General features: G+C 51.6%; 11 protein-coding genes. 8 read left to right on the top strand and 3 right to left on the bottom strand.

The window, feature by feature from the left end; all coding sequences use genetic code 11:
- Positions 1-37 precede the first annotated feature (37 nt).
- Both AC3Y2E_RS09580 and AC3Y2E_RS09575 read left to right on the top strand, forming a co-directional pair.
- Positions 38-367, top strand: coding sequence for a hypothetical protein (locus AC3Y2E_RS09580; RefSeq protein ID WP_379209522.1), 330 nt, complete (start codon positions 38-40; stop codon positions 365-367).
- 23 nt (positions 368-390) lie between these two features.
- On the top strand, positions 391-1,173 hold the full coding sequence (locus AC3Y2E_RS09575) for a DUF2268 domain-containing putative Zn-dependent protease (protein WP_379209520.1): 783 nt from the start codon (positions 391-393) through the stop codon (positions 1,171-1,173).
- Positions 1,174-1,220: 47 nt separating this feature from the next.
- On the opposite strand, the gene AC3Y2E_RS09570 is transcribed toward AC3Y2E_RS09575, so the two are convergent.
- The gene (locus tag AC3Y2E_RS09570; RefSeq protein ID WP_379209518.1) at positions 1,221-2,087 is read right to left on the bottom strand and encodes an AraC family transcriptional regulator; all 867 of its coding nucleotides are present in this window, start codon (positions 2,085-2,087) and stop codon (positions 1,221-1,223) included.
- Between the two features lie 142 nt (positions 2,088-2,229).
- Between AC3Y2E_RS09570 and AC3Y2E_RS09565 the strand changes: the two genes are divergently transcribed.
- On the top strand, positions 2,230-3,786 hold the full coding sequence (locus AC3Y2E_RS09565; RefSeq protein ID WP_379209516.1) for a HEAT repeat domain-containing protein: 1,557 nt from the start codon (positions 2,230-2,232) through the stop codon (positions 3,784-3,786).
- 75 nt (positions 3,787-3,861) lie between these two features.
- Here the strand turns inward: AC3Y2E_RS09565 and AC3Y2E_RS09560 are convergent, their stop codons facing one another.
- The gene (locus tag AC3Y2E_RS09560) at positions 3,862-5,319 is read right to left on the bottom strand and encodes an MFS transporter (protein WP_379209514.1); all 1,458 of its coding nucleotides are present in this window, start codon (positions 5,317-5,319) and stop codon (positions 3,862-3,864) included.
- A gap of 445 nt (positions 5,320-5,764) precedes the next feature.
- Between AC3Y2E_RS09560 and AC3Y2E_RS09555 the strand changes: the two genes are divergently transcribed.
- Positions 5,765-6,793, top strand: coding sequence for an HD-GYP domain-containing protein (locus tag AC3Y2E_RS09555; RefSeq protein ID WP_379209512.1), 1,029 nt, complete (start codon positions 5,765-5,767; stop codon positions 6,791-6,793).
- Positions 6,794-6,927: 134 nt separating this feature from the next.
- On the opposite strand, the gene AC3Y2E_RS09550 is transcribed toward AC3Y2E_RS09555, so the two are convergent.
- Complete coding sequence (locus AC3Y2E_RS09550; RefSeq protein ID WP_379209902.1) at positions 6,928-7,806, bottom strand: LysR family transcriptional regulator; 879 nt, start codon at positions 7,804-7,806, stop codon at positions 6,928-6,930.
- Between the two features lie 169 nt (positions 7,807-7,975).
- Between AC3Y2E_RS09550 and zwf the strand changes: the two genes are divergently transcribed.
- The 4 genes from zwf (at position 7,976) to AC3Y2E_RS09530 (ending at position 13,268) form a co-directional block, all read left to right on the top strand.
- The gene (gene zwf / locus AC3Y2E_RS09545; protein ID WP_379209510.1) at positions 7,976-9,490 is read left to right on the top strand and encodes a glucose-6-phosphate dehydrogenase; all 1,515 of its coding nucleotides are present in this window, start codon (positions 7,976-7,978) and stop codon (positions 9,488-9,490) included.
- Positions 9,474-11,459, top strand: coding sequence for a transketolase (gene tkt / locus AC3Y2E_RS09540; protein ID WP_379209900.1), 1,986 nt, complete (start codon positions 9,474-9,476; stop codon positions 11,457-11,459). Before zwf ends, tkt begins: the two co-directional genes overlap by 17 nt.
- Positions 11,460-11,501: 42 nt before the next feature.
- A complete protein-coding gene (gene fsa, locus AC3Y2E_RS09535) occupies positions 11,502-12,167 on the top strand; it encodes a fructose-6-phosphate aldolase (protein ID WP_379209508.1) in 666 nt (221 codons plus the stop codon).
- Positions 12,168-12,749: 582 nt separating this feature from the next.
- Positions 12,750-13,268 (top strand): GNAT family N-acetyltransferase, encoded by a 519-nt coding sequence (locus tag AC3Y2E_RS09530; protein ID WP_379209506.1) that lies wholly within the window; start codon positions 12,750-12,752, stop codon positions 13,266-13,268.
- Positions 13,269-13,309: the final 41 nt, after the last annotated feature.

The raw sequence follows: 13,309 nt of genomic DNA, 5'->3' as shown, positions 1-13,309 counted from the left end.
AGCATTGCTTCGACTCTAACAGAGAGGGGCCTTACGGATGAGAATTTCCTCGCCGGGTATGATCGCTTCTATCGGGTGCATCATTTTAAGTATGATCCTATTATTCTGGAATCCATACTCCGGGTCCCGGGCGGGAACGGATACGATTGTCCTCCTTACGATCATGGTCATTTTGCCCGCTTGTCTAGGTGTAACCGCTTCCTTATTCAGATTGCGGGTACTGATGATTATCGTGTTCGTCTGGTCTTTGCCTTATGGCCTTTATTTGACTGTGGCCGCCGTACCGAGTCTGTTCAACCTGTTTGGTGCCGTCCTTCTTTTCTATCTCGTATCCGCCTTAACGATGAAAAAATCCAGGGTAGATTAATTGAGAAATGGCGAGGTGATCGGATGTACGTCAAAGTATTCAATTACGTTCCGGAGCTGATCCGGCTGGGTGATGCGGATTATACGCAATATTTGGATGATCTGACCGAAGAGCTATCCGCCAATCAGCCCAAACAGTGGATGATCCGGGCCAGCATTGAAAATGCGACCAAGCCATTCGTCGCTGATCCGAACCGGGATCAATCGTTTCAGAAGCTGCTCGATTTCGATTTACGCCAGTTATCCTGCGAAACCGCCAATCATGTCTTTCATCTGTTGCCGTGCCCGATCGATGACATTTCGATCCACATCCTGCCCGCCATCGAGTCCAAAGGGGGAGGGTGCTGCTACGCGCCTGGCAAATTCCTTCTCGGGATTCGATGTGACGAGCTTGCTCCGATGCGGTTAAAGCGGAATATTGCCCACGAATACAGTCATACGGTACGATACACCCAGGAAGCCCTGATCGACTCGCCAAATAAATCCGTTTTTCCGTCTTCCAAAACAATGCGGGGGTACTTGGCCTATGAAGGATTAGCTATGGTTTTGGGGGACTCCTTATATCCTCATCCCGGTTTCCCTCCCTATGAGGTTTCCGCCGAAAGCGAAGCAGCCTTCTGGGAAAAAATCGATTTGGATGCTTCAGGCACAGATGCCTACATCCGCTTTATGACGAAACGGGCGTATGAGATCTCCTCCAGAATTGTGAGCAGCTATATCGCCAAACATGAGATTTCGATCGTCGAAGCCCATTCCAGAACGGATAAGGAATTGTACTGGAAAAGCGGTTATCCGTTTATACGGTAAATTCGAATTCAAGCCAGACGCGATTCAACCCGAAACGCGTCTTTTTGTCACTCGTTCGCTTCGTCCCGGTATGCCCTCGGCGACATACCGTTCAACAGACGAAAGAGCTTCGAGAAGTAGTGGACGGAGGCAAAGCCGTGCTTCTCGGCAATCTCCGTAATGCTGATGGACGTATGGCGCAAGTCTTCCTTTGCCCGGTTGATCCGGAACTGATTGATATATTGCGTAGGCGGCAAACCTGTTGCCTGTTTGAACAGTTCGAAAAAATAACCGCGGCTTACGCGCATTTCTTTGTAGTAAGATTCCAAAGGTTTTACCAGGCCGTGCAGCAGATCCTGATCCAATCGTTCCAACACTTTGTACATTCGCCGGTCCGGGAACCGGTCGTCTCTCAGTACGAAGCTCAGGAAAAACTCGATAAAATGCAGAAAATAGCTTTGCAGCTTGATATTGCGAATGTATGTTCGCTCATTGGGATAATGATTTTCTGTATAAAATTTTTCGAACAGATCCGTCCATACCCGCAGCTTCTCCACTTTCAAATATTCTGGAATTTCATAGGGGAAAGGGGCGCTGACCAAGGAAACATTCAATTGTGATGCGTCATAACAGATCATACTGGGATGATTGAACCAGGCACGACGATCGATGTGGCTCCAATCGAAATAACAGCAAATATGAACCATCGGTATTATACTGTCGGCGATCCAATCGTGCTGCTGCCCTGCCGGGATATAGACCAGAGAACCCGGATCGGTCCGGTAAACGCGCCCGCAAGTTCGTAAGCTCCCGCTTCCTTCGCTGATCAAATAAATCGATGAGCTATAACAGTGACGATTGAGGCTCGTCTGTCCCTTGGAAAACGGATAGCGGGTTGCATAGTGGACATAGGGGTGATAGGCAGCGAAGTTCATACCCGTTCACATCCTTTCCTCAGTAATCGCAGCATTGACATGACGATTGTACAAAAGGACGACGGTCGTGTAAATACATCAACAGTCGGAGTTGCTACAATATTCGCTGAAGGATCATTATTCCCGAGGAGTGAACGTGAGGATGGATAGCAGCTTTCTGTTGACGGATGAACAAATGATGCAATTCATTACGAAAGGCTACCTGGTGCTTCAGAACGACTTGGACCCGCAACTGCATAAGAAGGTAATGGATACGATCTATCGGGTATTGCATGAGGAAGGCAATCCGGGCAATAATATTTTGCCGCGTGTCCCAGAGATTATGGAGTTTTTCGATACACCTATGGTAAAAGGCGCTTTAACGAGTGTGTTGGGAACCGATTACTATATGCATCCGCACCGCCACTGCCATTATAACAAGCCGGGAAGCCAGATGCCGGGAGGGGGGCAATGGCATAAAGACGGGTATTGGTCCTCGATGCGCAGTCACCGGCCGTGGTGGGCGATGATCTTTTATTACACGCAGGATATAACCGAAGATTTGGGACCGACCGCGATTATGCCGGGGACCCAGTATTACGAGAAGTTTATCGGCGATCGCGGAGAGACTCTCCTGCCGACCGGCAAAGCGGGTACAATGGTGCTTGTGCATTTCGACTTGTGGCATAAAGCTTCGCTGAACGTGTCCAGCCTGGACCGTTACATGCTCAAATTCCAGTTTGTCCGTTTGCGCGCGCCTGAAAATCCGACATGGAATCATCGCAGGAAGGAAATGATCGTTCCCCCTGGAACGCCTGCCGTTCATTTGAATCTATGGAGAGATGTATGGGATTGGCTGCGCGGCGAACACACAACTTGTATGGCTGCTGCGGCTGTAGATGATTTCACGCTGCAAAAGGTATCGCAAGATTTGAAGTCGGAGGACGAATCCGTTCGGGCTCAGGCTGCGGACCGGCTGGGATTGTGGGGAGACGCCGGCGCTTCATTGGCGCCTGCACTTGGACAATTGTTGGACGATACGGAGACGACAGCTTTGAATGCCGCTTACGCTCTTGGCCATATGGGGCCAAAAGGTATTGATGAATTAATCAAACATGTAACCGAAGGAACCACACAGGTCGCAGAGCGGGCCGCATACGGGCTGCAAGGTGCCTCAGCCGGGGCGATCCCCGGTCTTCTGCAAGTATTGCAGCACAAGGACGAGAAGAGTAGAGCATTGGCAGCCTTCGTGCTTGGCATGATCGGCCCCCAGGCAAATGATGCAGTTCCGGCGCTGATCGCGAGTATTCAAGATGAAAGCGAATGGGTGCGCCGTAATGCGGTCGAAGCTTTGGGTATAATCGGGAATGCAAGCGGCGAGGTCGTACCGGCATTGGCGCAGGCTCTGATAGCTTCACTGCTCAATGAAACGGAAGAGAGGGAGCAGACGAGCGATATGTATGTGAATAAGCAAAAGTATATATCCAATAAGATCGGATATACGGCTGCATTGTCCTTGCTGCGAACGGGTAAGGATGGAGATGCCGGGCTAGTCGTCCGTTCCCTTGAGAAAGCGCTCCATAGCAAAGACCGGTATGTTAGAGCTTATGCCTCCGAGGCGCTTACCCATCTTCGGACCGTGGAAGCCTTGGACGTTTTGATCCGCTATTACCGAACTTCCAGATGGTGTCCCGATACCAGCAAAGCGAGTACGTTTTAACCTCCGAGCTTAAATCATTGAGAAAAGGCCTTGCTCTTTCTGTAGAAGGAGCAGGGCCTTTGCATGCTTACGGGATTAATGATACGCCCGTTCTCTCTGCTTGCTGAATGCGACGAATGCCGCAAATACGAGGAGGATGATTCCCGTAAACATAAATCCTTCGCTGATCCCCAAGGACAGCCACCCGAGAACGGATGATCCGGCGACTACACCGAGTGAGAAAAAGGCGTAGAAATAGCCGTACGCTTTCCCCCGAAGCTCCGCCGGTGTTGCCCGAATGAGCATCGTATTGATGGAGGGGAACAAAAAGGCGAAGCCGACTCCGTATAGACCTAACACGATATAAAGCACAGCCGTTGTCTCAGACTGGCCGATCAGCAGCTGGCTGATCCCCATAAGACCGATGCCGATGGCCATCGTGATAGGCGCGGCGACCCGATCGAATATCCGGTTCGTCGGAAGGATGAAGATGAGAACGGCGATAATCCCGAAGGCGCTCATCAACGTACCGCTTAATCTCGAATCATAACCGAGCGTCTGAACGTGCAAGGGCAGCAAGTACGCAATGACGCCTTGAGAAAACATCAAGAAAAACGCGCCGCCGTATGCCTTTAATACGCCTTCATTAAAGAATCGGCCTAAACCGTGCGAAGCGGCAGCCGCTTTTTCTTTTTTCGTCACCTTGAACTTCCCGAGAAAAATCGCCGACAGAACGGCCAACACCATACCTAACGCCGCCACGCAGCTGAAAACGAACGGAACGGACGTCTTGCTTGCCATAATGCCGCTGAAGGCCGGTCCGATAATCGCCGCCAATCCGACGAACGTGCCGGTGAAGGCGACTTTTTTTCCTTGCTGCTCCTTGACCGTCGTGTTCGCCGAAAACGTAAATGCGGCCGGTACAATAAGCCCGGCGACGAATCCGTGCACGATCCGGACGAAAATCAGGAACGACGGCTGATCGACGAGCTGATACAACAGCAGGGCGGCGCTCGTCAGCAACAAGCCGGCCATCAGCATCTTGAACGGCCCGGCCTTGTCCGTCAGTATGCCGGAAACGATATTGCCGACCGTATTGGAGAGGGAATACAGTCCGATCACAAAGCCGACAACAAACGAGCTGGCGCCGACGGAAGCGGCAAACGTGCTCATCACTGGCAGCTGCGAAAATAAATCGAAAAAGGAAAAAAACACGATGCTGTATACGAGCAGAGCGTGGTTAAACGGCTTGACGCTATAGGTCTCCTGCGCCTTCTTTAATCTCCCGTCCAGCACATAGTTGCCGAACGGCACAAAAGCTGCAACAACCGCCGCTGCCGACCATAACAGACTCCACTGCAGCCGGATGGCTGCATACAGGATCGCCAGGGCATAAAGACTGAAGATTCCGCCGTGCAGACTCCCTACAATTGTGACCGCTTGGTTGATCCCCCAAATGTATTTCAAAGGCATCGCGATGCCTAGTAACACCAACAAGGAAATTCCGTCGAAAAGTCCCGCTAACCTTAGGATGTAAACTGGATGTACCCGCACTTGATATGCTCCTTACCGAATAATATAAAAGCCGTTTCTCTATTCTAACACGTATTGCAGCAAGGTAGAGGGATGAATTGTGATCGAAATATGAGGCTTACGCCAACAGGAACGGATGACATCCGCCATCCTCGGAGAGATTCCCTCCCCGCTGCGGACAGGCCGGGACCATCTATAAGCGTGACCAGGTGGGGATGAACGCATCGGCGAGTCATCCATCTTTTGGACTATATTCCTATGATTTTATGTTGCAAAAGCTGATGCCAATTACCCAATTCGCCGGTTCATGTAAATTATATGCAGACGCCGTCCGATGAATGGATTGTCGGGACAAATAGGAGGAATTCATTAGGCAGATCTAGGTATTCCGAACCTGCGAAGCTGGCGAAGCACTAGGCTTCCGGACTCGGACGTCAGGGAGAAACGGATCAATGGGAGTGTGCGAATGTTGCCGAATCACTTATTGGGTACGATCACGAAAAAAGATATCCGGACTTCACTTGGATTGTTGTTAGTGCCGGCAGGAACGATGCTGGAGCAGAAACATCTGAATCTTGTTCTGCAACATCGGGTCGATTTGTCAGAGATCGAGCAAATGACGGATGATTCAAGTCCGGAGCAAGGCAGTGAGCCTTCCTATCCACAGGCGGAACTTCAACAGGCGGTCGGGCAAATGAAAGAGCTGTTTGAAGAGATGAAGCGGAATCAACGGGTTCCGGTGATGAAAATCAAAAACGAGCTGCTTCCCATCGTGCAGCAGGTATCGGAATATCCGGACCTGTATGATTTGATCGAATTCGTAAATGCCAAAGATCAATCTTTGTATCAGCATAACATCGGAGTCAGCGTAATCGCCACACTGATCGGACGGTGGATGGGACAAAGCGCCGAGGAGCTTTCGATTCTCTCCTTGGCGGCGTTAATGCATGACGTCGGGAAGGTGTTTATCCCTGACGAACTGCTGCATAAGGTGGGACCGCTTACGGCGGAGGAGCAAAATGAGATGAAGCGCCACCCGATGTTCGGATACGGGCTTCTGAAACGAACCGCTGGCCTCGATCCCCGTGTTTCCCTGGTAGCTCTTCAGCATCACGAGCGGATGGACGGAAGCGGGTATCCGCTAGCGCTGCCAGCTGACCGAATCGAACCGTTCAGTAAAATCGTCGCGGTCGCGAACGTATTTCACGCCATGTCCTCGGGCCGTCCTCAGCAGCCTCCGATGCCGTATTATCAAGTGGTCGCTCAAATGCGCGACGGTTTCTTCGGAGCTTTGGACCCTTCGATCGTTTCCGTGTTCCTCGATCATTTGAGCCGGCATCTGATCGGCAGACGGGTGAAGCTGACCGACGGGCAATGGGGCAAGGTCGTCTATAACAATCCGTACGACCCGCTTAATCCGATGGTGGAAGTGAATGATGCCTTTATTAATTTAAGCGATCGTCCTGACTTGCATATTAGCGAGGTCGTCGTATAAACGCCGCTAGCAAGAAGGAGATCACGCGGACAACCCCCGGAACGCTGCCGTTCGGACTCGGGGGTTGTTTGGCTTGGCCGCAAAGGGAGGAGGACCGCTTCCCGACAGAACGGATTTCCGACTACCGGCAGCAACTACCGGACCAGTTCAATAAACCGGCCGGCCGTAATCGAAAGCGGCATGTTGCGCATGGTCATAATTCCGACGTTCGAGGGCGGCAGCCGGACGTCCAGCGAAATCTCGAACAGCGAACCTTCCTCCAGCTCCTTCGTAACAAATTCTCTCGTCACATACGAGATTCCAAGACCTCTCCGCGCAAACTCGATCAGCAGATCCACGCTCCCGACCTCGATCTCCGGCTTCAGCGTGTAGCCGTAGCTCTGGAACAACTCCGTGATCGCCATCCGCGCCCGGCTGTTCCGCGAGAAGAGAATGACCGGGTACTGAAGCAGCTTGTCCAACGAAAGAACCACTTCTTTCAGCTCGGCGAAACGGGCTCCCGCCACGAAACAATCCTGAAGCTGGATGCTTTCCCTCACTTCGAGCTGGGAATCGATAATCGGCATACGAACGACGCCCAGATCGATCCGGCCTTCCTTCAGAAACGAAATCACTTCCGGCGTCGTCCCATGACTCAGATGGAGCCGGATTCCCGGATAAGTTTGATTGAAATCTTCCAGGTAGGGGAGCAAATAGTGCTTGAACAACGAATCGCTTCCGCCGATCCGCAGCTCGCCGATATCCAGATTTTTAAGCGCGGCCATCTTCTCCTCGGCCAGTGTAATCAGGATGTGCGACTGTTCGATATACGAGTACAGGATCGAGCCTTCATGAGTCAACGCCACGCCTTTCGGATTCCGGTAAAACAACGTGATGCCGAACCGGTCCTCCAGCTGTTTGATCGCATGGCTGACGCTCGGCTGGGTGAGATATAACGCCTTGGCGGCCTGAGTCAGGCTGCCTGTTTTGGCGGCCCAATAAAACACTTTGTACAGCTCGTAATTGTTCCCCATAGACACCATCTATAGCTCCTGTAAAATGTATTAATTACTTACATGGTCGTTAAACGTATTATAGTGGAAATGCGAGAAAGAAAACAGAGTTTGTCGATAGGAATCCGCATTTACCGCTGTTTTACCGGTTTGATCCATCAACAGAGCCACTGCCGGAAGGAGAAGGAGAATGGAACCGACTACACTCATCTTATTTGGTGCGACAGGGGATTTAGCCAAACGTAAAATATACCCGGCCTTATATAATCTATTTGCCGATCAGAAGCTGCCGCCATCGTTCTCCTTGATTGGTCTTGGAAGAAGAGAACATTCGGATGCCTCTTTTCAGGCGCATGTGAAGCAGTCATTGCGCCAGTTTTCCAGAAGGAAAGTCCACGATTCGGCGCGCCTCCAATCGTTTTTGACTATGTTCCGCTATTGCATTTTGGATGCCGGACGCAAAGAAGATTATGCGAAGCTGCTGCAGATGGTCGAAGAGCGGGAACAAGCGCTGCGCATTCAGCCGAACCGTTTGTTTTACTTGTCAGTCGGGCCCGAGTTTTTCGAGAAGATTGCCGTCCATATTCAAGAAAGCGGGTTAGGTTCGGCGAACGGCTGGAAACGTCTGGTGATCGAGAAACCTTTCGGCCACGATTTGCAGACGGCGCAGGATTTAAACCGGAAGCTGAGCCAGGCTTTTACGGAGCGCGAGATTTTCCGGATCGATCATTACCTGGGCAAACCGATCGTTCAGAAGCTGGAGGAGCTGCACCAGACCGACCCGCTTCTCCGGGAACTGTGGAGCAGCCGCCGCGTAGCTAACGTGCAGATTACGGCGAGCGAAACCGTCGGTGTCGAGGAACGGGCCGTATATTACGATCAGGCGGGCGCGATCAGAGACATGTTCCAGAACCATATGCTGCAGCTGCTGATGATGGTGGCGAGCCATTTCCCCAAAGATCTGCCCCGAGGAGACGGGCGCTCCAAGAAGAGAAGCGTGATGGAAGCTCTTCGGCCGCTGGTCAAACAGGATGCGGGCGCTGCTGTTATCCGCGGTCAATACCAGGCGGGGGAGATTCAGAATACACCGGTGATCGGTTATACGGCCGAGCCGGGGATTGATTCCGCTTCGCGGAACGATACGTTCGTTGCCGCCAAGCTGCTGATCGACGATGATCACTGGAGAGACGTTCCCTTTTATATCCGGACAGGCAAAAGAATGCGGGAGAAGTCGACCCGGATCGTCGTGGAATTCAAAGATGCGGAGACGAAGTCCGGCAGCCGGGCGCCGAACCTGCTCGTATTCGAGATCGGTCCGGACGAAGCCATTACGCTGCAATTCCAATCCAAGGATTCGTCGCAGCATGAAGCGTTCGATCCGATCCGGATCGACGCTCCCGCAAGCCCTGACAACGTTCCGGAAGCGTACGAAAATCTGATCTACGACGCTTTGCACGGAGACCCTACCTTTTTTGCCCATTGGGACGAAGTCGAATTGTCGTGGAAATGGGTTCAACCCGTCTTGGAAGCGTTCGAGGAGAATCTGGTTCCGCTTCACCTCTATGCTGCAGGCACTTACGGTCCGGCCGAGTCCGACCGGCTGCTTGCGGAGGACGGCTTTCATTGGTGGTTCGACATAAAGCCAAACCAACCATCCGAACAGAAAGAAGGAGAGCAATCTTATGCCTATCACACAAACTATTGATCAATTGTGCATCGACACCATCCGTACGCTGTCCATCGACGCTATCAATAGCGCCAACTCCGGTCATCCGGGGCTTCCGATGGGAGCCGCACCGATGGCGTACGCCCTCTGGTCCGGACTGCTGAATCACAATCCAGGCAACGCCAGATGGTTCAACCGGGATCGTTTCGTCCTGTCCGCAGGGCATGGCTCGGCGCTGCTTTACAGTCTGCTGCATCTGTCCGGCTATCAGGTGTCGCTGGACGATCTGAAGCAGTTCCGCAAGCTGAACAGCAAAACGCCGGGACATCCCGAATTCGGACATACGGACGGCGTGGACGCAACGACGGGACCGTTGGGACAAGGAGTCGCCATGGCTGTCGGGATGGCGATGGCTGAAGCGCACCTTGCCGCAAAATTCAACCAAGCCGGATTCCCGGTAGTCGATCATCATACGTACGCGCTCGTCGGGGACGGCTGCCTAATGGAAGGGATCTCTTACGAGGCGATGTCGATGGCCGGCCATATGAAGCTAGGCAAGCTGATCGTCTTGTACGATTCGAACGATATTTCCCTGGACGGGGATCTGAACCTATCCTTCGGCGAAAATATTCAAAAAAGAGCGGAATCGGCGAATTGGCAGTACATTCGGATCGAGGACGGCAATGATATTTCGCGAATCGCCGATGCGATCAGGGAAGCCAAGCAGAACGATTCGCAGCCGACTCTCATCGAAGTCCGGACGATTATTGGCTACGGCAGCAAAGTGGCCGGTACGAACAAAGCGCATGGCGTTCCGCTCGGCGCAGAAGAAGCGAAAGCAACCAAGGGTGTATACGGCTGGCAGTACGAGGAAGAGTTCACGGTGCCGGAGGAAGTGAAGTCCCACTTTCAGCAGCTGAAGCAGCAGGGCGAAGCGAAAGAAGCGGAGTGGAACAAACTGTTCGCTGCTTACAAAGCGGAACACCCGGCGCTTGGCGGGGAGCTGGAGCAAGCGATCGACGGTTCGGTATTGATCGATGCCGGTGACATTTTGACCTTTGACAGCTCCAAATCGATTTCGACCCGGGTCGCCAGCGGTCAAGCGATCAATCATTATGTGAAAACCGTTTCGTCGATATTCGGTGGAAGCGCGGATCTATCGCATTCGACGATGACGGACATTTCCGGCGAAGCTACCTTTGCGGTAGACTCCTACAAGGGCCGCAATATTTACTTCGGCGTCCGGGAGCACGCGATGGGCGCGGCGGGGAACGGGATGGCTTTGCACGGAGGCGTCAAGCCGTTCGTCAGCACGTTTTTCGTATTCAGCGATTATTTGCGCCCGTCGATCCGGCTCGCCGCCTTGCAAAAGCTGCCTGTCGTTTATGTATTTACCCACGACTCGATTGCCGTTGGCGAAGACGGACCTACGCACGAGCCGGTCGAGCATTTGGCCGCTCTGCGCACCATCCCGGGACTTACAGTCATCCGGCCGACGGACGCCAACGAGACGGCCAGCGCATGGGCTTATGCCTTGCAGCAACAAGAGGGCCCGGTAGCTTTGGTTCTTAGCAGACAAAATCTACCGGTTTATGAGGCGACCCGAGCCAACGTGGATAACGTTGCGAATGGTGCCTACATCTTGACAGAGACGAACGATCAGCCGGATGTGATCCTGATCGGAACCGGCTCCGAGGTTTCCCTGGCGGTACAGGCCAAGGCGGAGCTGGAGCGAGACAACATTTCCGTACGTGTCGTGGCTATGCCGTGCCGGGAGTTGTTCGACCGTCAGTCCGACGCTTACAAGCAAAGCATTTTACCGGATTCCGTATCCAGACGGGTAACGATTGAAGCGGGGATCTCGTTAGGCTGGGACCGGTATGCGGGACTTGGCGGCAAAGTATTGTCGATCGATACGTTCGGAGCATCGGGTCCGGGCAGCGAAGTGATGGAATATTTCGGATTTTCTTCAAATCAGGTAGTGCGTCTGGCGAAAGAAATATTATAATAGCTAGGGTACAAACTATTAATAAAATGGAGGTTGTTGGAAGTGAAGTTTTTTATCGATACAGCGAACCTGGAGCAAATCAAAAAAGCGAACAAAGTCGGTATTCTTTCCGGCGTTACGACGAATCCGTCTCTGGTGGTCAAGGAAGGCGTGAAATTCGAAGACCGCATCGCCGAAATTTTGCGTGAAGTGCCAGAGGTCGAATCCGTATCCGCCGAAGTCACACCGGATGCGCTTACCGCCGAAGAAATGATCGCACAAGCGAACGAACTGATCAAAATCAACAATTACGATAAAAACATTACGATCAAGCTTCCGATGACGCTGGAAGGCTTGGAGGCTTGCCGCTACTTGTCCAAAAAAGGCGTGAAAACCAACGTTACGCTGATTTTCACCGTCAACCAGGCGCTGCTGGCCGCTCGCGCAGGCGCAACCTACGTATCGCCTTTCCTTGGCCGGTTGGACGATATCTCCGAAGACGGCGTGCAGCTGATCGTTAAAGTCGCGGAAGTGTTCCGCACTCATAACCTGGACGCCCAAATCATCGCCGCCTCCGTCCGCCACCCGGATCACGTCACTCGTGTAGCGATGGCAGGGGCTCATATTGCGACGGTTCCTTTCAGCGTAATCGAGCAAATCTCGAAGCATCCTTTAACCGAGCAAGGCCTTGAGAAATTTGCGGCAGACTGGAAGAAGGCCGTTCAATAAGCAGTAAGACTAGTGAGCAGAAACGGGGAAACCGGCTGCTTCACGCCGATCAAGCTCCATTATCTAAATAAGCAACCGTGGCTGTAGAGGCCGCGGTTGTTTGTTTTTTTAAGAACTGGATAAGAGCGGTTTGTGAGACTGTCGATTCATTGTGGACAACCAAGTGGAAAGGGAAAAGATTACCTTCTGGCGAGTTTTGTCTGGAATCCCCTACCTTACAATCCTTATGAAATCAAGGGATTCCGGACAACCTGTTTGAGCAGAAGAAGGTAACTTTTCACTTGGAACGGCCTGCTAACACTTCTACACAATGAATCGACAGTCTCGTTTGTACCCGTTATTTTTCCGAAAGCTCGCTTGTACGGCGAAATAAGCTCGGTTTGTAGCTGCTATAATCGGCGAAAAGGGTGCGTACGCGACGAGTTGGTCGACGAAGGCGAACACAACCTGCGCACAAAAAGGGGTAACCATCCGCAAACGTAATGAAAGTCGAGATCAGCCAGCTATTTGAGAGATGGAGGGTTTATTGGTCTAATGTCGAATTATTTTTAGAACAAATTGATAAATGATCGGAAGTGACTAATGAACATTCGTCTGTTGAATGACTCTGATGCCCAAGTGTATAGAGAAGTAAGGTTGCGTGCATTGAAAAATGACCCCGATGCATTTGGATCAACGTATGAGCAAGAAGAAACTAAACCACTGGAGCACATTATAGAAAGGATACATCATACCAAAGATAAATTTACATTGGGATGTTTTGACGACAGTAACACATTAGTTGGCATTGTCAATTTTTCACGCGAAAACAGGCTTAAGACAGCACATAAAGGAAACATCTACGGTATGTACATAGAGCCTCAATTTCGAGGACGGGGGGTAGGTAAAGCCCTTCTATTAGCCTTGATTGAAAGAGCAACAAATGAGTGTGAAGGGTTGGAACAAATTCATTTGACGGTTGTGTCTACTAACAAATCAGCAAAACGCTTATATGTCTCGCTGGGGTTTGAAGTTTACGGTATAGAACCGCGTGCATTAAAGTTTAATGAACAGTATTACGATGAAGACTTAATGATATTAAGATTGCGACTTATAAACTAAAAGGGGACAATAGTTTAACGAACTGGCTGAAATTGTTACAT

Source organism: Paenibacillus sp. MAH-35 (assembly GCF_058135425.1).
This window is presented reverse-complemented; position numbering and strand designations above follow the sequence as displayed.

Excerpts from the sequence above, each read along its gene's own strand:
- AC3Y2E_RS09580 (WP_379209522.1), top strand. The coding sequence starts at position 38 with ATGAGAATTTCCTCGCCGGGTATGATCGCTTCTATCGGGTGCATCATT.
- AC3Y2E_RS09575 (WP_379209520.1), top strand. The coding sequence starts at position 391 with ATGTACGTCAAAGTATTCAATTACGTTCCGGAGCTGATCCGGCTGGGT.
- AC3Y2E_RS09570 (WP_379209518.1), bottom strand. The coding sequence starts at position 2,087 with ATGAACTTCGCTGCCTATCACCCCTATGTCCACTATGCAACCCGCTAT.
- AC3Y2E_RS09565 (WP_379209516.1), top strand. The coding sequence starts at position 2,230 with ATGGATAGCAGCTTTCTGTTGACGGATGAACAAATGATGCAATTCATT.
- AC3Y2E_RS09555 (WP_379209512.1), top strand. The coding sequence starts at position 5,765 with ATGTTGCCGAATCACTTATTGGGTACGATCACGAAAAAAGATATCCGG.
- AC3Y2E_RS09550 (WP_379209902.1), bottom strand. The coding sequence starts at position 7,806 with ATGGGGAACAATTACGAGCTGTACAAAGTGTTTTATTGGGCCGCCAAA.
- zwf (WP_379209510.1), top strand. The coding sequence starts at position 7,976 with ATGGAACCGACTACACTCATCTTATTTGGTGCGACAGGGGATTTAGCC.
- AC3Y2E_RS09530 (WP_379209506.1), top strand. The coding sequence starts at position 12,750 with ATGAACATTCGTCTGTTGAATGACTCTGATGCCCAAGTGTATAGAGAA.